The organism is Methanothrix harundinacea 6Ac, assembly GCF_000235565.1.
In the GTDB taxonomy this organism is placed as follows: domain Archaea; phylum Halobacteriota; class Methanosarcinia; order Methanotrichales; family Methanotrichaceae; genus Methanocrinis; species Methanocrinis harundinaceus.
In genome coordinates this window covers 698,359-722,069 of record NC_017527.1, presented here as the reverse complement: position 1 = coordinate 722,069, position 23,711 = coordinate 698,359, and the positions used below count along the sequence as shown (strand labels likewise).

The 23,711-nt window shown below is 58.3% G+C and carries 26 protein-coding genes and 1 pseudogene; 15 read left to right on the top strand and 12 right to left on the bottom strand.

All coding sequences use genetic code 11. The features are described from left to right. Positions 1-11 precede the first annotated feature (11 nt). Complete coding sequence (locus tag MHAR_RS03535; RefSeq protein WP_014586246.1) at positions 12-497, bottom strand: pyridoxamine 5'-phosphate oxidase family protein; 486 nt, start codon at positions 495-497, stop codon at positions 12-14. 122 nt (positions 498-619) lie between these two features. Then, complete coding sequence (locus MHAR_RS03530) at positions 620-976, bottom strand: hypothetical protein (RefSeq protein WP_014586245.1); 357 nt, start codon at positions 974-976, stop codon at positions 620-622. Between the two features lie 14 nt (positions 977-990). On the opposite strand from MHAR_RS03530, the gene MHAR_RS03525 reads away from it, so the two are divergent. The 3 genes and pseudogenes from MHAR_RS03525 to MHAR_RS14180 all read left to right on the top strand — a co-directional run. Then, a complete protein-coding gene (locus MHAR_RS03525; RefSeq protein WP_014586244.1) occupies positions 991-2,379 on the top strand; it encodes a hydroxymethylglutaryl-CoA synthase family protein in 1,389 nt (462 codons plus the stop codon). A 59-nt stretch (positions 2,380-2,438) separates the two neighbouring features. Then, a complete protein-coding gene (locus MHAR_RS03520) occupies positions 2,439-3,053 on the top strand; it encodes a hypothetical protein (protein WP_014586243.1) in 615 nt (204 codons plus the stop codon). 176 nt (positions 3,054-3,229) lie between these two features. Continuing rightward, positions 3,230-3,472 (top strand): annotated as a pseudogene (locus MHAR_RS14180) (carboxymuconolactone decarboxylase family protein); the annotation flags it as partial. 179 nt (positions 3,473-3,651) lie between these two features. On the opposite strand, the gene MHAR_RS03515 reads toward MHAR_RS14180, so the two are convergent. Continuing rightward, positions 3,652-4,125, bottom strand: coding sequence for a hypothetical protein (locus MHAR_RS03515; RefSeq protein WP_143763263.1), 474 nt, complete (start codon positions 4,123-4,125; stop codon positions 3,652-3,654). A 247-nt stretch (positions 4,126-4,372) separates the two neighbouring features. Between MHAR_RS03515 and MHAR_RS03510 the strand changes: the two genes are divergently transcribed. The 5 genes from MHAR_RS03510 (at position 4,373) to MHAR_RS03495 (ending at position 10,156) form a co-directional block, all read left to right on the top strand. Further along, a complete protein-coding gene (locus MHAR_RS03510; RefSeq protein ID WP_014586242.1) occupies positions 4,373-5,230 on the top strand; it encodes a sirohydrochlorin cobaltochelatase in 858 nt (285 codons plus the stop codon). A 372-nt stretch (positions 5,231-5,602) separates the two neighbouring features. Further along, entirely contained in the window at positions 5,603-6,664 is a 1,062-nt protein-coding gene (locus tag MHAR_RS13210; RefSeq protein ID WP_143763262.1) for a hypothetical protein, read from the top strand. Positions 6,665-6,790: 126 nt separating this feature from the next. Continuing rightward, positions 6,791-8,278: a class I adenylate-forming enzyme family protein gene (locus MHAR_RS12800; RefSeq protein ID WP_081472258.1), complete on the top strand. Its 1,488-nt coding sequence runs from the start codon at positions 6,791-6,793 to the stop codon at positions 8,276-8,278. A gap of 593 nt (positions 8,279-8,871) precedes the next feature. Continuing rightward, positions 8,872-9,486, top strand: a complete 615-nt coding sequence (locus tag MHAR_RS03500; protein WP_014586240.1) for a methyltransferase family protein — start codon at positions 8,872-8,874, stop codon at positions 9,484-9,486. Between the two features lie 28 nt (positions 9,487-9,514). Then, positions 9,515-10,156 carry a methyltransferase family protein gene (locus tag MHAR_RS03495; protein WP_014586239.1) on the top strand — a complete coding sequence of 214 codons (642 nt, stop codon included), beginning with the start codon at positions 9,515-9,517 and terminating at the stop codon, positions 10,154-10,156. A 54-nt stretch (positions 10,157-10,210) separates the two neighbouring features. Here MHAR_RS03495 and MHAR_RS03490 read toward each other — a convergent pair whose 3' ends face one another. Genes MHAR_RS03490 through MHAR_RS03480 form a run of 3 tightly spaced genes read right to left on the bottom strand, consistent with a single transcriptional unit; the run spans position 10,211 to position 12,277 of the window. Then, the gene (locus MHAR_RS03490) at positions 10,211-10,783 is read right to left on the bottom strand and encodes a YbhB/YbcL family Raf kinase inhibitor-like protein (protein ID WP_014586238.1); all 573 of its coding nucleotides are present in this window, start codon (positions 10,781-10,783) and stop codon (positions 10,211-10,213) included. Next, a complete protein-coding gene (locus MHAR_RS03485; protein WP_014586237.1) occupies positions 10,780-11,205 on the bottom strand; it encodes an OsmC family protein in 426 nt (141 codons plus the stop codon). The genes MHAR_RS03490 and MHAR_RS03485 overlap by 4 nt, the downstream gene beginning before the upstream one ends. A gap of 52 nt (positions 11,206-11,257) precedes the next feature. Further along, on the bottom strand, positions 11,258-12,277 hold the full coding sequence (locus MHAR_RS03480) for a cation diffusion facilitator family transporter (RefSeq protein WP_014586236.1): 1,020 nt from the start codon (positions 12,275-12,277) through the stop codon (positions 11,258-11,260). Positions 12,278-12,482: 205 nt separating this feature from the next. Between MHAR_RS03480 and MHAR_RS03475 the strand changes: the two genes are divergently transcribed. Continuing rightward, a complete protein-coding gene (locus MHAR_RS03475) occupies positions 12,483-12,875 on the top strand; it encodes a tetratricopeptide repeat protein (RefSeq protein WP_143763261.1) in 393 nt (130 codons plus the stop codon). A 107-nt stretch (positions 12,876-12,982) separates the two neighbouring features. Here the strand turns inward: MHAR_RS03475 and MHAR_RS03470 are convergent, their stop codons facing one another. The 3 genes from MHAR_RS03470 to MHAR_RS03465 form a co-directional block, all read right to left on the bottom strand. Further along, entirely contained in the window at positions 12,983-13,513 is a 531-nt protein-coding gene (locus MHAR_RS03470; RefSeq protein WP_014586234.1) for an Archemetzincin, read from the bottom strand. 7 nt (positions 13,514-13,520) lie between these two features. Further along, positions 13,521-13,673 carry a hypothetical protein gene (locus tag MHAR_RS13610; RefSeq protein ID WP_014586233.1) on the bottom strand — a complete coding sequence of 51 codons (153 nt, stop codon included), beginning with the start codon at positions 13,671-13,673 and terminating at the stop codon, positions 13,521-13,523. Between the two features lie 105 nt (positions 13,674-13,778). Continuing rightward, positions 13,779-14,219: a hypothetical protein gene (locus tag MHAR_RS03465; RefSeq protein ID WP_014586232.1), complete on the bottom strand. Its 441-nt coding sequence runs from the start codon at positions 14,217-14,219 to the stop codon at positions 13,779-13,781. 254 nt (positions 14,220-14,473) lie between these two features. Between MHAR_RS03465 and MHAR_RS03460 the strand changes: the two genes are divergently transcribed. The 5 genes from MHAR_RS03460 (at position 14,474) to MHAR_RS03440 (ending at position 19,711) form a co-directional block, all read left to right on the top strand. Further along, entirely contained in the window at positions 14,474-15,058 is a 585-nt protein-coding gene (locus MHAR_RS03460) for an SOUL family heme-binding protein (protein WP_081472257.1), read from the top strand. 279 nt (positions 15,059-15,337) lie between these two features. Then, entirely contained in the window at positions 15,338-15,871 is a 534-nt protein-coding gene (locus MHAR_RS03455; protein ID WP_014586230.1) for a fasciclin domain-containing protein, read from the top strand. A gap of 174 nt (positions 15,872-16,045) precedes the next feature. Continuing rightward, complete coding sequence (locus tag MHAR_RS03450; RefSeq protein WP_014586229.1) at positions 16,046-17,728, top strand: hydantoinase/oxoprolinase family protein; 1,683 nt, start codon at positions 16,046-16,048, stop codon at positions 17,726-17,728. Continuing rightward, positions 17,725-19,107: a histone deacetylase family protein gene (locus MHAR_RS03445; protein ID WP_014586228.1), complete on the top strand. Its 1,383-nt coding sequence runs from the start codon at positions 17,725-17,727 to the stop codon at positions 19,105-19,107. The genes MHAR_RS03450 and MHAR_RS03445 overlap by 4 nt, the downstream gene beginning before the upstream one ends. 109 nt (positions 19,108-19,216) lie before the next feature. Beyond that, on the top strand, positions 19,217-19,711 hold the full coding sequence (locus tag MHAR_RS03440) for an RDD family protein (protein WP_014586227.1): 495 nt from the start codon (positions 19,217-19,219) through the stop codon (positions 19,709-19,711). A gap of 31 nt (positions 19,712-19,742) precedes the next feature. On the opposite strand, the gene MHAR_RS03435 is transcribed toward MHAR_RS03440, so the two are convergent. The 3 genes from MHAR_RS03435 to MHAR_RS03425 form a co-directional block, all read right to left on the bottom strand. After that, positions 19,743-19,922 (bottom strand): type II toxin-antitoxin system HicB family antitoxin, encoded by a 180-nt coding sequence (locus MHAR_RS03435; RefSeq protein WP_014586226.1) that lies wholly within the window; start codon positions 19,920-19,922, stop codon positions 19,743-19,745. A 171-nt stretch (positions 19,923-20,093) separates the two neighbouring features. Beyond that, positions 20,094-20,309 carry a hypothetical protein gene (locus MHAR_RS03430; RefSeq protein ID WP_048144316.1) on the bottom strand — a complete coding sequence of 72 codons (216 nt, stop codon included), beginning with the start codon at positions 20,307-20,309 and terminating at the stop codon, positions 20,094-20,096. A 24-nt stretch (positions 20,310-20,333) separates the two neighbouring features. Next, positions 20,334-23,297 (bottom strand): ATP-binding protein, encoded by a 2,964-nt coding sequence (locus MHAR_RS03425; RefSeq protein ID WP_048144800.1) that lies wholly within the window; start codon positions 23,295-23,297, stop codon positions 20,334-20,336. Positions 23,298-23,472: 175 nt separating this feature from the next. Here MHAR_RS03425 and MHAR_RS03420 point away from each other — a divergent pair, with 175 nt between their 5' ends. After that, positions 23,473-23,706 (top strand): type II toxin-antitoxin system HicB family antitoxin, encoded by a 234-nt coding sequence (locus MHAR_RS03420; RefSeq protein WP_048144799.1) that lies wholly within the window; start codon positions 23,473-23,475, stop codon positions 23,704-23,706. The last annotated feature ends 5 nt before the right edge of the window (positions 23,707-23,711 follow it).

The following is a 23,711-nucleotide window of genomic DNA, read 5'->3' as shown; positions in this document are numbered from 1 at the left end:
TCGGGGTAGGGTCAGATCCCGTCCCCGCCCTTCAGCCCCACGACCTTCTCGACATCGGCGAGCTTCCAGATGAGGGACCTCTCCTCCTCGAGGATCGAATCTAGGGGGTCCTCGGGGGAGTGGCCGAGGGCGAGGAGGACGTTTAAAGAGAGGTCCTTTCTCCGGATCAGATCGACGAACCCCTCCCGGACGCGCCTCTTCTCCTGGAGGTCAGAGACCTCGGCAAGGCGGCCCCGCAAGGTGACGAACCGATAGCTGGAGAGGTCCGGGGCGTACCGCTCCACCTCTACGGAGACGTGGGGATCTCTTCGGAAGAACTCGATCTTGCTGCCGTACTTCGTCGATAAGAAGTACATGAACCGTCCGTCGAAGAAGTAGACGAAGGGAGCTATGTGGGGGTATCTATCCCCCCGGAAGGCTATCCTGCAGAGGTGCTCCTCCTCGATCAGCCGGTCGCGCTCCCCCTTATCCATCCTCGGGATCTTGACAACGTCCAAGACGATCTCCTCAGAACAAAATTACGATCGGATTGTATTTAAAGCCCCCAGAAGCGTATTCAGGGATGGGCCAGGTCAGGAGGAGGGCCGAGAAGGAACCGGACCTCCGGGGGGCGGAGGCCTCAACGGCCCGGGATCCTCTCCCTTATGAGGGCCTTCACCGCCTCCTCCGCCTCGGGGGTGATGGGCGGCTTCTGGCGCATGGTGCACCTTGCGGGCATCGGGATCAGCCCCTCGTCCAGAAGTCTATAGTGAACCTCCTCCAGGCTCATCTCGCCCCCGGCGTACTCTTTCAACAGCGCCGCCGCCTCGATCCGGTCCTTCGATCCGAGGGCGTCAAGCCTTTTTGCAAGCTGCTCTATCTCTTCCAGCAATCTGAACGCCTCGGTCCAGGTCGATACCTCCTGGGATATAGCCCTTGCCGAAAACCCCAGACCATAAATACCATCGAAGAGAACCGCCGAGGAGATGCCGCCCATACGAGGAGATCACCATGATAGATTCGCCCAACTCTGCCGTCGGGATCGACGACATCGCCGCTGCCTTCCCAAAGCTCTTCATATCGACCACTGGCGAGTTTGCGAGGGCGAGGGGGATCGAGCCCGCTAAGCTTGCCCGGGGTATCGGGGTCGAGAAGATGGCCGTCCCCGACGCCCACGAGGACGCCGCCACCCTCGCCGCCGCCTCGACCCTGGAGCTTATGGAGAAGAACGACCTCCGCCCCGCCGAGGTGGGAAAGATATACATCGGCACCGAGTCGGGGGTCGATGAGGCGAAGGCGATCGGTACCTACGTCATCGGGATGCTGGAGCGGGTCTACGGCCCCGGCACCTTCTCGGAGTGCTCCACCGTCGAGTTCAAGGCCGCCTGCATCGGCGCCACTCACGCCCTGGAGAGCGTCGCCTGCTGGCTGAAGGCCGGAGACGATGGAGGAGGCGAAGACGCCGACGGGCCGGGGAGGAGGCGGGGGAGGGTGGGGATCGTGGTGGCGACGGACGTTGCCCGTTACGAGCTCGGCTCCCCCGGCGAGTACACCCAGGGGGCGGGCTCCGTCGCCCTTTTGATCAAAAGAAACCCGAGGATCCTCGCCCTCGACCCCGTCATGGGGGTCTATACTCGAGACGAGAACGACTTCTTCCGGCCCGTCGGGATGAGGTGCGCCGTCGTCAACGGGAAGTACAGCAACCAGTGCTACCTGGCGGCGATGGACGGAGCCTTCTCCTCCTTTCAGAGGAGAGCCCTTTCCCGGGGGATGATCCGCATAGGAGAAGGCGGGTGCTTATCAGACCACCTCCGCCAGATCATATTCCACATCCCCTACCCCCGGATGGCGGAGTACGCCGCCGCCTCGTTCTTCCGCCGGGAGTGGCGGCCCCTTCCCCGGTGGCAGGAGGTAGAGGAGGAGATCGGGGCCGAGCCGGCGGCCGAGGAGGTCGGAGGCGAAGAGGGGGCTAAGGAGTCGGCCGATTACCAGAGGAGGTTCTCGAAGTCGGCGAAGTTTCTGGAGGCGTACGAGAGGAAGGTCAAACCCTCGACCCTCATCTCCTCGGCCGTCGGAAACATCTACACCGGCTCGATCTACCTGGGCCTGGCGAGCCTCCTGGCGCAGGACCTCCTCACCCCGGGAGCGCGGATCGGCCTCGGCTCCTACGGGAGCGGCTGCTCTGCTGCCTTCTTCTCTGGGGTGGTCGGAGAGGGCGTCCGGTCCCTGGCCAGGGACCGCATCCTAAAACGGCTCGAGGATCGGGTGGAGATCGGCCTTAAGGATTACCAGCTCCTCCACGATGGCACGCGGCAGGAGAGCGTCATCCCCCCGGCGGGGGAGTTCGCCCTCCTCCGGATCGGCGGCGACGGGTACAGACACTACGATCTCGTCGGCTGATGGAGTCTTCAAATATTTTATATAGGTCTTGCGACATACCCGCCCCTGGTGTTTATTAGATGGCGGAATCCTCCCCCCTCATCGATCGGCGGAATCTCGGCCTCGCCGCCCTGGTGGTCCTGGCGGGGCTGTTCATCTTCGGCTGGACGATCTTCTCGGCCATATCGGAGATCGGCGACGGCTTGACCCGAATCGAGGCTCCCGGGACCTCCGAACTCAACCTCCAGGAGGTCGGCGACTACACCATCTACTACGAGAACAGAAGCTTCTTAGATGGCCGATTTTATTCTGCAGGGGAGGGGGTCCCGCCGGGGCTCGTGATCGAGGTCGTCGACCTCACCTCCGGCGAGGGGGTGGATCTCCGCCCCCCCGCAGGGGAGGTCACCTACGACTTCGCCGGCCGCTCGGGAAGGTCGATCGCCACCTTCGAGGTCCAACGCCCCGGCACCTTCAGGATCGATAGCGGATACCCCGCAGGATCGGAGGGGCCGAAGGCCGTCCTGGCGATCGGGACGGACTTCTTCCGAGGAGCATTGTATAAGATCGGCCTCGGCCTCGCCGCCCTCTTCGGGTCGATCGCCGCCGGAGCCGCCATCCTCATCTCCGCCGCGAGGCGGAGGGAGAGGGAGGAGAAGCGGCTCCGAGAGGAAAACCGCCTAATCCGGAGTCGATGATATTGAGGATTCGTATCAGCTTAGGGGACAGAATCCCTGGATAAGCTTGATCATCCGCCAAAGGCGCCGACAACGATGAAGCCGGGAAAGCTCGATCTGATCTAAATGTTCCAGGGGAGCGCAGACTTCGTGCGAGAGGAGATTCCGAAGGAGACTCAAAGGACTTCAACGCCCTACGGCCGGAGAGCCTGGACGCCTGGACTGCTGAGCTGGTCACCATCGCCGCTGCCGCCAGAGCAGGAGATGAAAAGTGCATCAAGGTCCACATCAACGCCTCCCGGAGGGACGGCGGATCGAAGGACGAGACCCTGGACGTTTTATTCATCGCCATCGGCGAGAAGAAGATCCTGGCGCTGTACCCCAGAACTTTCCATGAGATCTTTGAGGGGCGAACGGTAGATGGTCCCTTCGAGAATTGAGAGAAATCCAGATTGTTCCGATTGACCTCCGATCTGGAGACCTCCGTTAAATATACGGAAGATAGATTAGACGCCAATTCATGATTCAGAGGTCTTTCGAAACCAAATTGAGATGAGTTCACACCTTCTTGCTAAAGCTTGCTTAAGGGACGTTTTAATAACAGTCTTTTTTTCCTCATTTACACAGCCATCCATTCTCTTTTTTCCGCGTTTACGGCGTCCAACGCGCCCTCAAACCAAGCGCTACCACTAATGGTAGTAAAATCGTCCAACTTACAAAAAGTAACCAATAGGTCCCGTTCTTCTTCGTATTTCAAATCTCCGACATACCAAGTCATAGCCCAGTCAGGACTGTAAGATGAACCCGGAGCCGTTACTTCCATATAAGGTGCCCCCATGTTGCCCAGCCAATCCTGGTAATCCGCCACTTGCAAGTTCATTCCAAACAGATTTATATCCAAATTTCTCGCTGTGGAATCCGTTCCAATATTATAAACCCTAATAAGATACGAGACCGAATCTGTACAGCCAGTACCTGAAAATTCATCTGTCGGCCCTTCTATAAAGAGCCTTATCTGGGGCGTCCCCTCATAAGCATATGCAGTTGCCATCAAGAGATAAATGGCGACCAACAATATCGATTTGTGCTCCAAATTTTTGCCTCCTCGATCGGCCATCATGGCCGATGGCTTATTAATTAGGTTTATCAACTTATAGTTTTTGGTGTAATGTAAATCATGTGTAGTTTTAACCGAAATTAAACATTATATAATTCAATTGAATTACAATTGGATTGGATGCACAACAGGACGAATAAATGAGACTTGTTCCATCTATTTTAACCACAAGCTATTATAATTATTAGGATACATCTATTTCTAAGATGGGAGGACTGAGAATTTGTCTGCCGATGAACCGCCCGCCATCGTCCTGGTGGCCTATGGGAGCCTCGACCTCGAAGCGAGGAAGACCTACGAAAGGATAAGAGCCGTATACAGACGTGAATTTGAAGCCCCGGCCGTCGACATCGCCTTCACCGCCGGCTTCATCCGCCGACGGCTCGCCGGAGGCGAGGGGACGGCGGTCCACAGCCCCCTGACGGCCCTCGCAAAGCTTCACGACGCCGGCTACCAGGACGTAGTCGTCCAGTCGCTGCACGTCGCCCCCGGATCGGAGTTTCATGAATTGGCGGCCCTCGTCTCCGCCCTGGGGACCGTCCGGGGGAAGCTCGGCTTCCGCAGTCTCTCCATGGGGATGCCGCTCCTGGCATCGGGGCCGGACTACGATGCGGTCTCAAAAGCCCTAGCCCCGGAGTTCGACCGGACCACCGCCGGGGGCGAGGGCGAGGGCGCGGCTTCGAAGCGTAACCCGGAGGAGACGGCCGTCGTCCTCGTCGGCCACGGGACCGCCCACCCCGCCGACGCCGCCTACTCCCGGATGGCGCGGGTTTTGAAGAGAGATCACAGGAACGTCTTTTTGGGGACGATCGACGGCTTTCCGGGGCTGGAGGATGTGATGGCCGAGGCGAAGGCGGCCGACGTCCGAAGGGTGAGGCTCCTTCCCTTCCTCCTGGTGGCTGGAGGCCACGCCACGAAAGACCTGGCCGGGGACGATCCCGAATCCTGGAAGAGCGCCTTCGAGGAGGCGGGATTCGAGGTCGATTTAAACCTACATGGGATGGGAGATACCCCCCGGGTGGTGGAGATCTTAATCGAGCACACAAGACAGGCTCTGGAGAGGGGCCTGAGGGGCCCATGATCCGGCCCCTGGGGGCTATGTAATGCGCTGAGCGCTAGTAAATTGATGGGCCTTATGGTGTTCGGGAATTCATGCCCAGCGATTATTCCAGCCTTTGACACTAATTTTGATCCTCCATGAATGCGTAGCTATCATTCTCTCTATCGCTATTCTGGCGGGCAGGCAAACATGAGGCTCTTGAAGACCTTCCTAAGCAATCATTTTTACAGCCTCATTTACGATCTCAATCCTCCCAGAGATTTAGGTAATATAATTATTTTAAATTATATAAAATTTTTTAAAAATAAAAAAACTGTTGATGGACGATGGCTATAAATAGAAGATCGATGCATATTAGGAGTGAAATCTTCTAGGATGATATGAGCTAATGATATGACTCAAAAGAGAGATATTTATCCCTTGGTTATTCCCATCTGGATAATTTTCTTGATTTGCCTGACCGCGATCGCGAGTTATGCAATATCCTCGATGTTCGAACACCATGAGATAGCTTCTAATGATCATACTAACTTGAATTTAGTCCCAGTAAGTAGCAATGATACACCACTTCATACTGATGTTCTCTTTGGGGCTTATATCACCAAGATTTCTCGTCTCTCTATGAAGGAATCTAATTTTGATGTGGACTTTTATGTTTGGTTCAAGTGGAAAGGCGATGATGTCGCTCCTGGTGAGGGTATGGAGATCATCAATGGCGAAATTAATTCTATGGAGCTACAAGCTGAATTGCATGAAAATGATACTAATTATGAACAATATCAAATAAGTGCAAGCATAATACAACCATTTGATGTTATGCTTTATCCATTTGATAATCACAAGCTGATAATCAAGATTGAAGATTGTATTAGTTCCATTTATTGGCTTCAATATATTCCTGAAAATCTTCAAAACACAAGCTGCAGCGAAGAAATTTACATTCCAGGATATAAAAGTAAATCCCTGCCTACGATAGTAGAAAATCACAAATATCCAACCGATTTTGGATCTCCTTGGCAAGAGCAAATGCCTTCAACATATTCTCAAATTAGGCTAGGCATCGGATTAGTGAGAGATGGCTGGGGATTTTACTTCAAGCTGTTCCAGGGCTTATTTGTGGCAGTTGCTGTGGCAATGATTACATTTACTTTGAGACCAAATTTTGCACCTCGCTTTATAGTTGGTGTTGGTGCCCTTTTTGCAGCTGTAGCCAATTATTACAATGTACTGGCTTTGCAACCAGCAGTTAATTATTTGACCTTAGCTGACACAATAACTTTTGCAGGGATCGTAACAATATTTCTATCCATGGTCGGATCTTCTATATCGTACTATTTGTATAGTTTTAAAAATAATATAAATTTATCTCGAAGATTTGATAAATATTCGGTAATAACTTTTATTTTTTGCTTTATATTTATTAATTTGTGGATTGGTTGGTTTGCTACTCATTGAGTGCTGCTATCAAGCTTGATTAGGATGATCTGGGATTGAGGGAGCCTTACAAAGGAATTAGTTTATTCTGTTGTACGGAGTCGAATCTGGATATTAACCTGCCGCGAAAAAATATGAGGGAATATTATGAGTAATCCGGGTAATTTTAGAATGGGTCTTTCGCAAGCAATTTTGCATTGGGGGAAATACTGCAGAAATAAAGCAGCGGTCATTTCTGAGACAAGAACTATAACATATAATGATCTAGATAAAGCTGTCGAATCCTTGGCTCAAAGGTTAAATGCCTATGAAGGTTCAAATAAGCGGATCGCTATCTATCAAACTGATCCTATAATTTTTTTTATTTCATTAATCTCCATATTACGCAGCAATAATGTAGCTTGTATCATGAATGCTGAACTGGCTATAGAAAATATTCGATCATGCGTTCAGGATTGTGATGCGAAATTATTATTGGTTGATGAAGAGACTTCAATAATCAGTAATAGCATCATCAAAGAGCTTGATATACCTAATATGACGATATATTTATCTGAATTAGATAAAATACCTGCTAAAGCAAGCTGGTCTTTACCAAATCCATATGATCCTTGGGGAATTGTTTATACATCTGGAACTACGAGCATTCCTAAAGGAATTATTCTATCACATATCTCAATTTTTTGTGAGTTGATGCATTGGTTCATCGAATTAGAGATGACAAAAAAAACTCGTTTGTACACCTCAATACCGCCTTATTTAACCGCAGGATTGGTTCTAGCTTCGACATCGCTAATGACGGGTGGAACGGTGGTAAATTTTCGAAATCATTCATCTGAAATTTTAAGCTCATATTTGAAAATAAATAATATCGATATTTCTTTCTTTTCGCCCAGCGGATTACAGGAATTTATTTCCTATATAAAGTCCCATCACCTGAGAATATATATGGGTGATAAGATACTAATAATGGGAGAACCTGTCCCACTTGGTTTAAAGAAAGAGACCAGAGATTTACTATCTGTGGATATCATTGAATCTTGGGGAAATTCGGAAGGATTAGGGACGATTACTGAAGCAAGCGACGTTGAAATTAGGCCAAATTCTATAGGAAGACCTTTCTTATGTGATGATAATTTCATAATGGATGAAAATAATAATAAGCTGCCAGACAACGAAATAGGACGCATAGCCGGAAAAACGAATTGCGCTTTTAGTGGCTACAATAAAAGATATGATCTAAGCTCAATATATATTATTGGCGATACTATTTTTTCCGATGATTTTGGACTCAGAGACGAAGAAGGATATTTCTATATCAAGGATAGAATGAATAATTCTTTCATCCGAAATAATGAAAGAATATACACTATTGAACTTGAACATAAGATCCAAAAATTGTCATGTGTTGAGCAAGTTGAAGTCGTTGGCTTAGAGTCTGAGGAAGGTACTGTACCGGCAGCCGTCATAAGATTAAAGACTAATGATATTGATAAGAATATATTGATTGATACTATAAATGCTGGATTAAGTGCAAATCAAAAGATTCAATACATAAAATTTATTGACAAATTTCCGAAAAGTGCAGTTGGAGAAAATTATAAAAATAAATTAAAAAATCTCTTCATAGAATAAATTAATTTTATATCCCACATTTCGCACCTATAGTTCTGAACTCGCGGGAGGGGAGAGGGCGGAGCGGGAAATCCCCGATCTTTAGGCCTGAGATGAAAGCGAAGCCCACCCTGAGATTTGCGCAGCAATATTTTAATCCGGCCAAGCTCAGAGGACTTGCTACCAAGCCTACCACTACATCGCGTTTTCTCCCTTAACCAATCAAACTGCGCGCGGCCACCCCGCCCTAAAGGGCGGGGTGGCCGCGCGCCCCGGTTTGACGGAATCCGAAATCGTCGAGTCTTCGTTTGCCCAAATCTCCACCTCAGAAATTATTGTGACTCTGCTTTCGGCTACCGGAGCAGCCTTGTTAATCAATCTAAGAAAATATGAATACCGGGCGAGGGTTCACTTCATCCCCAACCTAAAGGTTGGGGTATTCGTGACCCTCCGCGCTCCCGATGTAATAACATATGTGTACTATATAGATGCCATTATTATGGCTATCCACAGAATCAATTGCGATAACCCTGCTCGCGCTTGGTGCTTCGGCCTATCTCCTCTCATCTACCTGCCACCATCCCCAAATACCATCCCGACGAAATAACCCATCGATGTCCCCCACCGACTCCGCCCTCCTCCTCGTCCTCTACCTCGCCTGCTTCGCCGCCGTCCACAGCCTCATGGCCAGCCTCCCCTTCAAGAGGAGGGCCGCGAAGATCCTGGGAAGGCGGATGGACCCGTGGTATCCGGCGATCTTCTCGGCTTCCGCCTTGGTGATGATCGCGCCCCTGGTCTACCTCGTCTACCTCTTCCCCGGCAAGATCCTATACATCGTCCCCTCCCCCTGGCGGTGGGCGATGGTGGCAGGGCAGCTCCTGGCGGGGCTCCTCTCGGTCAGGGCCTTCGTCGACGCCCCCCACCGGTTCAAGGTGCCCCTCCAGCTTCTGGGGCCCGGGGCCGCCGGGGGGGAGGGCCTGGAGCCCAGGGGGGTCTACCGGTGGATAAGAGATCCGTTCCTCCTATCGGGCTTTCTGATCATCTGGCTGACCCCCTTCATGACGACGAACATCCTGATCCTATACGTCGCCGTCACCCTCTACCTCTACCTGGGGTCCCTCCACTGGGAGAGGAGGCTCCTCGCCCAGTTCGGGGACGAGTACCGCTCGTATCAGAGGCGGGTCCCGAGGGCCGTACCCTGGAGGGGAAGGCTCCGCCCCGAAGGTTGATGGGATAGGTGGCAGAGAGGCAAATCCCATGTTCACGATATCCACCCTCATCCTCGCCCTATACCTCGTCGGCTTTGCAGCCCTTCACAGCCTCCTCGCCAGCCTCTGGGCGAAGGGGAGGGCCCGCCGGGCCCTCGGCGACGGTGCCATGAGGTGGTACCGCCTCTTCTTCACCCTCGTCGCTGTCGCGACCCTCCTCCCCCTCCTCCGCCTCTTCTATCTAAATCCGGGGGAGGTCCTCTACTCCGTCCCCGCCCCCTGGCGGTGGGGGATGGTGGCGGGCCAGGGGATCGCCGCCCTCGCCTTCGCAAAGACCTTCCTTGCGGCAGGACCCCTCCAGTTTTTGGGAATCCGCCCCGATGACGGCGGAAGCAAACTCATCGTCCGGGGGTTATACTGCAGGACGAGAAACCCCCTCTTCCTCTTCGCCCTCCTCGTCCTCTGGCTCACCCCCATCATGACCGATAACCTCCTCGTCCTCTACCTCATCGCCACCGTCTACTTCATCCTCGGATCGGTCCACGAGGAGAGGATCCTCGCCGAGAAGTTCGGGGCGGCATACCTGGAATACCGGGATGAGGTGCCCAGGTTCATCCCCAGCCCCAGGTGCCGCTATCCCGAGACGGCGGGCCAGGGTCCGAACCGGGATCGCCTCGATGGTGATCGATAGCCCGATCTCGGCCTCCCGCCGGATCCGAGCCAAACCGCCCGGGCAGCGAGGGCTTCACCCGCCATAGGTGGCCGCGGCTTTGCCCGACTGGAGGACGCGACCCTCCATCGCCGCCTCCAGCTCAGATCTCCCGGAGCCCGGCGGAAGGTCGAGCTCGGAGTCCAAAGCGAAGACCCTCAGGACGTACCTGTGGGGGTCCCCCGGCGGCGGACAGGGGCCTCTGTAGCCGATCGACCCGAAGCCGTTCCTCCCCTGGAGCGCCTCCGGCGCCGCGACCTCTTCCAGGGGGGATATCCCCTCGGGGATCGACACCGGGGGCGCGAGGTTCCAGATCAGCCAGTGGACGAAAGGCCCCCGGGGGGCGTCCGGATCCTCCAGGATCATGGCGATAGACGCCACGGATCCTTCCAGGCCAGAGATCTCGACCGGCGGGGACAGGTCCTCGCCGTCGCAGGTGTACCTTTCAGGGAAGATGTCGAAGCCCAGGGCTACTTGGAGGTCGAGGCGGCCCGGATCTTCTGCCGCCTCGTCGGAGGCGTCTGCGGCAGACGCCGCCAGAGGGGACGCAGCCCCGAATACCGAGGCCAGAATCGCCCAGGCGGCGAGGATGAGCGGAAGGGTCCTCACGGCCCCACCAGCTCAAAATCGATGCTCACCGAGGATGTCATCGACCTTATGACAGGAACCCTATCCGCCACCTCCGAGAAGATCTCGGTGAGGACCGAGGGGTCCTCATCCGCCGCGACCCTGACCTTTATATCGATCCTGGTCACCTCCCGCCCGTCCCCCAGCCTCTCCAGGACCCCTTCCGCCTCGGAGGTGTAGGACCGGAGTCGGACGTTCCTCCTCCCGGCGACGGCGAGGGTGGTGGTGAAGACGCAGGCGTTGGCGGCGGCGACGAAGAGGTCCTCCGGGGACGGGAACCCCTCGACGCCGCCGAACTCCGCCGGTAGGGCGACCTTTATCTGGTGATCGGAGGGGAAGGCCACCTCCCCCACCGCCCCACCTTCCCAGGCCACCTCATTGTAAAAAGAGAGCTCTTCGGTCATGATGCTCTCTTTATGGCTTCCCGCTATTATCCCTTTCCGCAGCCTTTAACCGTCAGCGGTGCCGGCGGCCGGAAGGCCCGCCGGGACGGCCTGCCTGCCGATGATAGGCATCCCCGGGGGCCCGGGGCGGGTCGACGTGGACGGTGGCCCTGGAGACGTAGGGGAGGGCGTGGTGGAGCTGATGGCCGACCTCCTCGGCCACCTGGTGCCCCCTCTCGACGGTCATATCGGGGTCGACGACGACGTTGATCTCGGCGTGGAGCCTCATCCCCAGCCACCTCACCCTCACCTCCGCCACCTCCTCGACCCCCGGGGCGCCGGCTGCCGCCTCCCTCACCTCGATGGCGACCTCTGGGTCGACCCCATCGAGGAGCCTGGTCAGGACGACCCTCCCCGACTTCCAGCCTATCTGGAGTATGACGCCGGCGATCAGAAGCCCCACCAGGGGGTCGGCCCGGGGGTGGCCGGCCATGACCCCGAAGGCGCCGAATAAGACGGCCAGGCTCGTCAGGCCGTCGGCCCGGGCGTGGAGGCCGTCGGCGACGAGGGCGGCGCTGTTTATCTCCCTCCCCACCCTCATCCGATAGAGGGCCACCGCCTCGTTGCCGGCAAAGCCGATGAGGGAGGCGAGGATCACCGCCTCCAGGTGGCCGACGGGGCGGGGGTTAAAGAGCCTCATCGCCGCCTCGTAGCCGGTGAAGAGGGCGCTCACGACGATGACGAGGACGATGGCGAGCCCCGCCAGGTCCTCGGCCCGGCCGTAACCGTAGGTGAACCGGTCGGTCGGGGGGCGTTGGCCCAGCCGGAAGGCGAGCCATAGGGGGATGGCCGTCGCCGCGTCTCCGAGGTTGTGGACGGTGTCGGCGAGGAGGGCGACGCTCCCGGAGAGGAGGACTATCGCCACCTGGACCAGGGCCGTCGCCAGGAGGGCGATGAAGGAGACCTTGACGGCCAAAATCCCCCTCTCGGCCGCCAGGAGGGCGGGGTCGGCGGCGCCGTGAGCGTGGAGGTGGAACCCTCGGCTGGTGAGGTGCCCCTCCTCTTCGGAGCGGAGGCGGTTCTTCGGCATCATCTTCCCATCATAATAAGATTGTCTTACCGCCGATATAAATCTGCGACCTCTCCCACCGAGGAGGATCTCGGGAGGGAGGAGGCCTTCAGAAGGAGAGGGTCGAGGTTCGGGGGAAGGGAGGGGGGATAGAGGATGGGAGGGCGGAATCGTGGGAAGAGGAGATCCGGAGGAAAGTATATTGGAGGTCGCGCCCCTAAGGCTAGATATGGACCCAATCCTCCTCGCCCTCTTCGCCCTCCTCCTGGCGGCGGCGGTCGCCGCGGCCTTGGCGAAGAGGTTCATCCTCGATAACTCCGACTTCTGGATGGCCATGGGGCTGATCCTCGCCGACAGGAAGAGGTACGATAAGGCAGCCCGGTGCTGTGAGAGGGCTGTCAGGATCTACCCCTTCTACGTCCACGCCTGGAACAACTGGGGGCTCTCCCTCTACCAGCTCGGGAGGTACGAGGAGGCCCTCGAACGGCTCGACGAGGCCCTGACCCTCAACCCGGACCTGGGGGAGGGATGGCACAACAAGGGGCTCGTCCTCGAAGGGCTCGGTCGGGTGGAGGAGGCAGAGGAGGCCTTCGAGAGGGCCGATCGCTTGGGCGTGGGCTGAAGATGGGGCGTCAACGCCCCTTTGGATCGACGAGAGGGAGGGCTCCAGACGGGGGGGGTGGCCAGCCGCCCCGGACTGCCAGAGGCGGCCTGGGCAGATCCTGCCGGTCAGGCCATCGGCAGCGTGCGAGACCTCTCCAGGACCTTCCGACACCCCCCACAAAACCGCGAGCTTTTGAAGTCGATCTCAGCGATGGAGCTCGATAGGCGCATGACGCAACCCGCGTTGCGGCAGTGGGGGAGGCCGAAGACGTGGCCGAGCTCGTGGACCGCCTCCTTTTCTGCCCTCTCCCGAAAGATGCCCCTGTCAGGAGGAAGGCCGTAAAACTCCTGGCTGAGCCTCGCCAGGGATATCATCGCCTTCCGCCCCAGGGCCAGGCCGAAGACGAAGTCGAGGTTTGCGACGGAGAGGTCCTCCTCGATCACCCCCAGGACGGCCTCCGCCCCCTCCGGCGCCGGCAGGGCCAAAAGGGCGAGGCCGCCTGCGAGCTGGCCCCTCCCGGGGATGCGGGCGGCTTCGGGGATCGGCGCCTCCGGCCTCACCTCGACGGCTCCGAAGAGCGACCCCAGCTCACCTTGAAGAGAGTATATCAGGTCAAAGTCGACGGCTCCCAGCGGCTGGAGGAGGATGGTGGTCATAGCCGCTCTAGTCGGCTCGAGGCTCCTCGGCGAGGGACTTCTGGTAGGCCTTCCAGCCGGGGCACCAGCCGGTGTGCCACCTCCAGATCCTGGCGATGAGGGAGTTCGGCCTCTTCTCGGCCCGCCTTCTGATGGGGCAGCTTTCACAACTTGCAGCCATGGCCTTCAGGCTGTCCGGATGGTATAAGGAATTTACGAAGGAAAGTGGGGGCGACGGCCTCCGCCAGCCTAGGCCCATCCCGTCGAGGATCCCCAGGACGGACCGTCAAGGGAAGTACTCGCCAGGAAGCCGGAGGACCCCCGCCTCCACCAGAAGGACGACGACGATCGTATAGGCGGCCGAGACGGAGAGGTCAGTGAGGATGCGCCTCCGACGCCGCCCGGACCTCCCGTCCTTGGAGAGGAGATCCTCCAAGCCCCTGTGCATGAGAAACAGGCCCAGAACGTTGGTGATCCAGTATCCCAAGACCATGGCGGGGAGAAAGAGCTCCTCGGAGACGAGGCCGGCGAGGGCCCCGAAGGCGTAGGCGATCGGTATGTTCACGAAGAGGTCGTTCCACCAGGAGACGGGGGAGAGGAGGAAGCCCGCCGTGGCGACAAGGCCCCCCCGGGCCCGCTTCATCTCAATCTTGCGGCCGGCTATCTCTATGAAGCCGCGGAAAGCGCCCTCTTCGGGCCCCTCTTCAGGGCGCACCTCTCTTTTCACTATAGTCCTCCTCACCGCATGGACCGACCCATCTCCGGGAACTCCAGATTCGCCTAGAAGCCCCGAGAACCCCCGGGGCGATTCTCTCCTGCCGGCTTACATTCGGAAGTGATGCACCTACCCCTTTATCCCTTTGTCTCCATCATCAGGGGTATCGAAAGGGTTATTGCTTTTGATCTCGAAATTTGGAGGATGAGTTGATAGGTTCGGCCCTGAACGCGGAAACTGGATCAATCGAACTCGGAGCTGATGAGATGAAAAGGATGTCAAAGATCCAGAAGGCAGCCGTCGCGATCCTGGCGGCCCTCCTCCTCTGGACCCTTTACGGAGCGATCGTATCCATGAGCGTCAAAGAGCCCCCCTACCAGGTCATACAGACCCTAGAAAACGACGTCGAGATCAGAGAGTACGCCGACCAGATCTGGGCTGTAACCCTCGCTGATGATCAGGACCGGGGATTTGGCCTGCTCTTCAGATACATCTCCGGCGCCAACGATGAGGGGAGGAAGATCGAGATGACGGCGCCGGTGGTGACGGGCGTCGCTGAGGGCAGGCCGTTCATCGCCTTCGTCATCCCCGAGGGGTTCGACCTGGAGGGGACGCCCCGACCCCAAGACGAGAGGGTGAAGATCGAGGTCGTGGAGGGGAGGAGGATGGCGGCGGTCCGCTTCTCAGGATACGCCACCGAGGAGAGCCAGAAGAGACACCTCAGCGCCCTCAATGAGACCCTGAAGGCCCACGGGATGATGGCCCGAGGCGAGCCGGTCCTCATGCAGTACAACGACCCCTGGACGCCCCCCTTCATCCGGCGAAACGAGGTGGCGATGGAGGTGGCATGAGCCTCTTTTGAGATGGAGGTCCGCCCGGCATGGAAGTTTGAGATGGTAGAGAGGGGACCGATGAACGACCAGACCCTCGCGCCGATAGTGAACCGATAGACCCGGATATTATAGAATTTTCCGGCATGATGGTCGCCAGCATATGGACTCGGATCTGGGGCGATTAGTCCAATTTGCTGGGAGAATTATCTTTTTAGAATTTTATCCGGGAGACGGAAAAGATTATATTCAGCTTTGATGCAAAAAGGCCTATATAAAAAGAAAGTGGAGGTTAGACATATGATGAAAAGAGCGTTGATAGTGCTCTTCGTCGTCTCGATGCTGTCGATGGGACTTTCAGCAGCCGAGGATGAAGCAGCAAAGACGATCGTAGAGACTGCTGTAGAGGCCGGGGACTTCAACACCCTGGTGGCTGCAGTGGAGGCCGCAGGACTATTGGATACCCTCAACGGGGAGGGGCCCTTCACCGTCTTCGCCCCCACGGATGAGGCCTTCGCCGCTGTGGAAGGGCTTGACGAGCTCGACGCCGAGACCCTCGCCGAGATCCTCACCTACCACGTCGCCTCCGGCGCCATCATGGCAGCGGACGCCCTCAACATGGCAACGATCCCCACCCTCCAAGGCAGAAACCTCACCGTTGAGGCCACTGACGAGGGTGTGCTGGTCAATAATGGCGCCAAGGTCACGACCGCCGACATCTTCTGCAGCAACGGCGTCATCCACGTCATCGACGCGGTCCTGATGCCTCCCGCGGAGGAGACGCCCATCGAGGTGGATGAAGAGGCGAAGGGGACCGAAGGTGCCTCCTGCTGAGACCTCAAGATAGATAGATTTATTCGAATCGGATATCGAGGCGGAGAGGTCTGGTCCTCCGCCTCTCGCCGTCTATTTTTCCCGTCCTCGGGACCGCTCTTTCCAGAAGGCATCATCCAAACCAAAAGCGCGATATACCCCCGGGCCAATCCGATCGGCGAAGGCGATAAAATCATGTTGATCGGAATCGATGTCGGCGGAACCACTACAGATGCGGTTCTGATAGACGAAGGAAAAGTCATAAAAACGTCAAAAGTCCCGACCGACCACGACCACCTCCTGGAGTGTCTCTTGACCGCCCTCGACGAGATCGTCCGGGGCGTCCCGCCGGAGAGGATAGAGCGGGTAGTCCTCAGCACCACCCTCATCACAAACCTCATCGCCGAGGGGAAGACCGACCCCGTCGCCCTGATCATCGAGCCGGGGCCGGGGATGAACCCCGAAGGCTACTCCCTGGGGGGGGAGGTCCAGATCGTCCGGGGGGCGATCGACTACCGGGGAAGGGAGATCGAGGCCCTGGACGAAGATCAGGTCCAGAGGGCCGCGGCCAAGATAGCCGAGCGGGGCTACAGGAAGGTGGCGGTGGCGAGCAAGTTCGGCCAGAGGAACCACGCCCACGAGGAGAGGATGCGGGAGATCGCCCTGGGGACTATCCCCGGGGTCCACGTCGAGATGGGCCACCAGGCCTCGGGGAGGCTGAACTTCCCCCGGAGGGCGGCGACGACGGCCCTGAAAGCTGCCGCCATGGACGAGTACCGAAAGTTCGCCGAAGAGGTGGCCAAGGCCGTAGCCGGCCGGAAGATAGAGGCTCCGGTTTACATCCTCAAGGCCGACGGCGGAACCCTGCCCCTGGCGACATCCGTCGATCACCCCGTCGAGACTATCTTCTCAGGGCCCGCCGCCAGCACCATGGGGGTCCTCGCCCTCACGCCGGCGGGCCAGACCTCCGTCGTCGTCGACATCGGCGGGACGACGACCGACCTCGCCCTGATCCTGGACGGATCGCCCCTCATCTCCTCGGAGGGGGCGAGGGTGAACAGCTATCTAACGCACATCCGGGCCTTTGCCGTCAAGTCGGTGGCCCTGGGCGGCGACAGCAGGGTGAGGGCGGAAGGCGGTAGGGTCGCCATAGGGCCCGATAGGGCGGGTCCCGCCTTCTGTCTGGGGGGCCCGGAGCCTACCCCCACCGACGCCATGAGGCTCCTGAACCTGATCTCCATCGGCGAGAGAGGGCGGGCCGAGGAGGCGATGGCCAAGCTCGGCCGGGAGATCGGATGCTCCGCTGGAGAGGCAGCCCAGATGGTGGTGGACGCTGCCGTCGAGATGCTCCTCGGCGAGATCGAGGGGATGTTCCTCGCCTGGGAGGAGGAGCCGGCCTATAGGGTCTGGGAGATCCTCCAGAAGGAGAAGATCCGGCCCCAGAACGTCGTCGGCGTCGGGGGCGGGTCCCTAGGCCTCGTCCCCCTGGTGGCGGAGAGGCTCGGAGCCCGAGGGATCATCCCCGAGAACGCCACCGTCGCCAACGCCATCGGAGCCGCCGTGGCTCGGCCCACCCTCACCCTCACCTTCAGGGCCGACACCGAGCGGGGCTTCTACACCGTCGCCGAGGACGGAACGACCGGAGAGATCCGGGACCGAAAGTTCGGCCAGAAGGAGGCGGAGGAGATGGCAAAGAGGCTGATAATCGATCGGGCCGGCAGGATGGGGATAGAAGAGTACGCGGCAGAGGCGGTCCTGACGGCTAGCGAGGTCTTCAACATGGTCCGGGGGTGGTCGACGAGCGGCCGGATCCTGGACGTCACCATGCAGATCCCTGCGGGGCTGATCCCCGAGTGGACGGGGGGTGGTAGAGGATGAAGAGCCCCCGAGAGCTGAACGGCGGGGCGAGGAAGATGGGGCTGATATTCTTCCCCGCCTTCGACTGGGCGATAACCCCGACCCACCCGGAGAGGGAGGAGCGGCTCCTCTACACCAGAGACCAGATCTTCGAGGAGGGGCTGATGGACCTCCCGGAGGTGGAGGAGTACAAGCCGCGGCTCGCGGAGCATAAGGACATTGCCCGGGTCCACTTCTGCATCCCCTCCGTCGAGGCCCTCGTCACCGAGGCCCACCTCATCGCTGCCGGGTCCACCCTCGTCCTCGCCGACGCCTACATGAAGGGCGAGATCAACAACGCCTTCGCCCTGGTGAGGCCCCCGGGCCACCACTCCATGAGGGTCGCCCACGGGAACCGCGGCTTCTGCAACGTCAACAACGAGGCGATCATGGTGGAGTACATCCGCCGGAAGTACGGGATCCGGAGGGTGGCGATCATCGACACCGACGTCCACCACGGCGACGGGACCCAGGAGATCTTCTACCACGACCCCGACGTCCTCTTCATCTCCTTCCACCAGGACGGAAGGACCCTCTATCCGGGGTCGGGGTTCGTCGACGAGCAGGGCGGCCCCAAGGCGATGGGAAGGACGATCAACATACCGCTGCCGCCCGAGACCCCCGACGAGGGGATCCATTACGTCCTGGAGGAGCTGGTCCTGCCGATCCTGGAGGAGTTCCGGCCCCAGCTCGTCGTCAACTCCGCAGGCCAGGACAACCACTACACCGACCCCCTGGCGAATATGCGGTTCTCGGCCCAGGGGTATGCGCGGCTCAACGAGATGCTGGCGCCGGACATAGCCGTCCTGGAGGGGGGGTACGCCATCGAGTCCGCCCTACCTTACGTCAACTGCGGGATCATCCTCGCCATGGCCGGCCTCGACTACTCCAACGTCCGGGAGCCGGACTACCACCCCGGAAGGTTCTCGATGTCGAGGTCCATGGAGGCGAACATCACCGGGACCGTCGAGTACCTCCAGGGGGTCTGGGATGCGAGGGAGGAGCTGACGGAGAAGGCCGTCGAGAGGGCGGGGCCCTTCTTCCGGAGGCATAAGAACATCTTCTACGATACCGACGGGATCCGGGAGCGGCAGACCGAATCGGTGAAGATGTGCCCCGACAGAAGCTGCCCCGGCTACATGACCATCGACACCGATGCCGTCAGGGGATACGGCCAGTCGGAGAGCGGCTTTGGGGTATTCGTGCCGCTATTCGCCTGCAAGAGCTGCCGCGAGGAGGCGAGGGAGGAGTACGAGGCCCACAAGACCGACTCCCGGTACAACTACATCTTCTTCCAGGAGAAGAACAGGGACGAATACCGGCTCTACAGCACGAGGATGCACAACGAGCGGGTCTACTGAGGGGCGAAAGGTGGCGGGCGGAGGCGCCGCTTCCGGCGGCGGCCGGCGCGAGGCCACCACACCCAAAAAAACAAATAACTCTTCCTGATACGGTCTGGCTGGTGATCGGATGAACGGCAGAGATGGCGAGGTTCGGGAGGTTCGGATCGCCTCCTGGCGGCGGAGGGTCGGAGCCTGGCTGATCGACATAATCCTGGTGGGGATCCTCTGGGACCTCCTGGCGGGGGCGGCCGGACCCATCACGCAGTTCCACTTCTGGCTCCCGCCGGGGCCGATCTTCTCCGCCTGGTTCGTCCACCTCGGCTCCGGCGACGCCCTCATCCTATTCGCCTACTGGACGGTCCTGGAGGGGACCCGGGGCCAGTCCCTCGGAAAGATGGCCCTCGGCCTGAAGGTCACCGACCGGCGGGGCGACGCGATCGACCTCTCCCGGGCCGCCATCCAGTCCTTCGGGAAGGCCTTCCTCCTCCCCGTGGACGTTCTCATCGGCTGGATCGCGATGCCGGGGTCGGGGCAGCGGCTCTTCAACCGCCTCTCGGAGACGATCGTCGTCCTCGTCGACGACTCGGCGCCGGAGGGGGTGCGGTACGTGAGGCCGGGGTAGCGGCTCCTCTCCGCTACTTCCGCAGCCCATTTCATCTATTCGAGATGAACAAATTTTCCGAGAAGGATTCAAGGCAGCCCTCTATCGCCTCCCTGATATTTTCCAGGGCCTCCACGGCGGTATCCCCCTGAGAATGGCAGCCCGGCAGTGCCGGACAGCTGACGATGTACCCCCCTTCCTCGGCCTCTTCGAGGGTCACCTTGAGCTTCATGGATGAGAGTTGGCTTCCTTGGTTGAAAACGTTTTCTTGCCGGCGCAGGGAATGGGCGCTAGATGGCCTTTGATCCCCTATTTCCCCAGAAGGGAGAAGGAGGGTCGAGGTCCCGCGCTGGCGGCGCCAGACCCTTATAAGACCAAGCAGCTGGATGGAAGAACGAGAATGCTATAGACGATCTCTCTCACGTTCGATATCGTCGATGGCCTCCTCGAAAGGGATCGCCTCTTCGCCGGATGCTTTGGCAGCATCGCGGGCTCGAAGGGAGTCCAGCTCCTCCAGCTCGTCGAGGAGCTTTTTGTAATCCTCCAGGCTGAGGAGGACGCCTATTCGGTCGCCCTTTTCATTTACTACGTACTGCTTTTCGAACGCAATTGAGGTCATGTTATTTTCTTACTTCAGAGGCTTTTAGATTGTTATCTCGTCGTTCAGGCCAAGCTCCCTCAATGCGACTTTCATCTCCTCGATCCTATCTTTGGGTATGCCCTTTTCAGATGAGATCTCTACATTGAGGGTCAGCCTCAGGCTGCCCTCCCGAGCGAATCCGGAGAGGACCTTGCTGTATATGTTCATCCATTTTTGAGGGGGGACCTCTCCCTTCCATGAAGCGGTCTTGACAGATCCGTCATCTCCGCCTTCGTCGATGACTTTGCTTCCTCCGTCAGCAGCGATCGTGATTGTTATCGAGGAGCTGACCCCTTTGCTGCTCACCGTCACTGTGAAGCGACCGTCATCATCACCAGCCTGAAAGTTGCCCCTATCTCCGATGACGCCGCCGGTGGCGGTCCAGGCGACCTGATCCAAGGGATAATCATTGCCTCGCTGATCAAAGCCTCTGGCCACGAAGGACTGGACATCCCCGGGCTTGAGCTGGAAGGTTCGAGGAGAGATCTCGATCGATGTCAGAACCGGTGGATCTGAATGGTCTCTTATGTAATCCTCCGCCGTCTCAGCCGTGATGATGAACATCTCCTCGGAGATCTCCACCTCCGCCACGGAAATTCCCTCCTTGTAGAGGAAGGGATCGTACTTGCTGCCGATCTTGCCGACGTATCCGAGGACTCCGCCGCTGACCCCTCGGGCGATTGTCTCCTTGATCGAATTTGGATTTGAGAGCCTCGGAAAGATGGGCGAGGCGAAGAAGGCGTCTCGCACCGCCTTTGTGCTCCACTCCTTGAAGGCAGGAGGCCAATTACGGACGAGGAAGCCGGGACTTGCAGAATCCGCCACCAGGTCGTCTCGCTTCAGCTTCGAGATTATCAGGTCCACCATGGAGCTTGCGGCGCTGGAGTGGACCAGCCCCAGGTCTATGATCTCCACATTTTCTCTTCCCAGGAGGGCCACATACCGGTAGGTCCGCCAGACGGCCTCCCTCAGGTCTCGCTCAGATCTCCTGAGGTTATCCTTCAGCTGTAGCTTCTGAGAGTCATCGAGCTGGAGCTTCAACTCCTCGTCTTGTATCTCTTCCAGGGCCAAAAGATCGCGTGCGACGTGATCGAGATGAGAATCGCTCTCGGCCGCCGACCATATCAGGGCGCTCTTGAAGGTCCTTCCCGAGGTTCCGTGCTCTGCGGTCATCGAATCGATTGAACGGAGAACGGCTTCTCGGTCTTGCATCGATCTATCTGGGGGAAGGACGATCAGAGTCAGAGAGGCTCGGTCCGGGATATCGTTGCTCTTCTGAGGGAAGAAGACCCGATCCAATTCCGGGCCTTTTGCGAAGACCTGGGATATCTCGGCCATGATCCGCTCTCTGATCCTTGGCTGAGAGATTCCCGCCCTGCGATCTGCGATGAGCTTGGGAAGCCCCACTTTCAGACTGAAGTGGTAGCGGCTCCCGTCAGCCCTGAGGTAGTAACAGGTGGCTTCGAGGGCGCTCAGAACGGTCTCCACGTTTCCGATGTCCAGGCCTGGTTCGGCCACGTCAAGGCGTACTTCAGGGATGGTGGCGTCTGTGCCAGAGGTTCTGCCGCCGTTGGACTCGAAGAAGATGGACGTCGCCACCTTCTGGTGGAGCCTGGCTTTTTTGATAGAATCGACCGCCTCCGCGTCCAGGCGGATGGAGTGAGAGTCGCCGGCACCACAGATGTCTGTGGTGATGGGAACCTCCAGGCGCTCTTCGCCGAGCTGCTCCAGAGCTGCCGCCCGGAAGAAGGGGTCATCGAGAGGAGCGGTTCCAAGGCCGATTATGGGGTCGCTGTGGGCGCCCCTGTAGCCGTCGTTGTAGGCTCTGGAGATCCAGAGGGCGAGGAGACGGAGGACGCCCCGGGTCCGCTGGAACCGAGGAAGGGTCTGCCATTTTCTCTCGAAGACCGAGTAGACCATGGGGTGGAAGGGGTAGGCGGCCTCGAAGGCCGCTCTTGCGTTGTCGACGGGAAACCAGCTTGGTACCTGCTGGCGGTGGTCGAGCACCCATCGGGCGTACTCTTCACAGACGGCTCTCGCCTCGTCGGGGAGGACGATCTTGCCGTTCAGGTCCAGGGATTTGGAGTCGAACTCAAAGAGGCGGCGTCTGATTATCTCGGAGATCTCGGTCTCCGTCGAGAGGATGACGGCCTTGCTGAGCCGGTCGAGGAGCTTTTTGAGCCGGTCGTAGTCGGAGTGGTCCTCGGGATTCATCTCCGTCGCCGAGGCGGGGACGGACACGACCAGGACCATCCGGTCTTCGCCCCGGACTGTCTCCGACAGGTTTTGGATGAAGTTATAGAGCTGGGATGGGAGGTCAGTCTTGCGGTTTCTGCTGACGTAGTTCATCAGCTCGTCCATGAGGATCAGGCAGGGGCGACCTTTGGGCAGGAATTGGCGGATGACGTCTCCTGCCGGGGCTCTCATCAGCCGGTCGTGCTCGGCCACGGTGGCGAAGGCCTCTTCGCCGCCGAGCTGGAAGGCGATCTCACCCCAGGGCGTCTTTCGAAGGGGCGTTCCGTCGTCGCCGCCGCGCCCCTTGATGGAGTCGAACTCAGTTCCCACGAAGACGGCGGTGACGGCCTCGGGGATCCCCCGAACGCCCGATTTGGCCAGGATCTTATTCGCGCCGGGCCAGCTCTCGGCCTTGGGACCGTTTTTGGCGAGGTGGTAGAGGAGGGTGAGGGCGTGGGTCTTTCCGCCGCCGAACTGGGTGTTCAGGTTGAAGACGGCAGAGGCCTCGGTCTTCTCGCCGGAGAGGCGCCGGACGACCTCGGCGGCCATGGAGGCCAGATTTATTGTGAGGTATGTCCGCTCGAAGAACTTCTCCGGGTTTCGATAATCTTCGGCGGCGCTTTCGTCCCGGACCTTGTCCAGGTGGACTGCAAACTCCGAGGCGTCCAGGGGTTTTGCCAATCTCAGATCTTCTCTCGGCGTCACTACTTTGTACCAGGGTTTGAGCGCCATCTTCTCCCTCCTTCCATCTGATTCCAAAGGTCTCCTGTTTCTTATCAGATCTTCAGGACTTAAATTCACCGTAAGTAAAAATCTGAAAGGGTCCGGCGATTCGGTGAGCCCTGGTTCTCGTGGAGCGTCGATCCTCAGTGAGTTTCTAATATCATAAACGCGTTTAGCAATGACCATGAGCACATTGACCTACAGGGTCCTGCTCAAAAGAGAGCCAGAAGGCGGATACACCGTGACCGTCCCCTCGCTTCCTGGTTGCGTCACCTATGGAGATACCATCGAAGAGGCGGTGAAGATGGCAATAGAGGCGATCGAGCTGTATCTGGAGAGCCTGAGAGAGGACGGAGAAGAGATACCGACAGAGGAGGACGCCCTGGAGTACGCCCTCTCTGTAGAGGCTCATGCCTAAAGTGT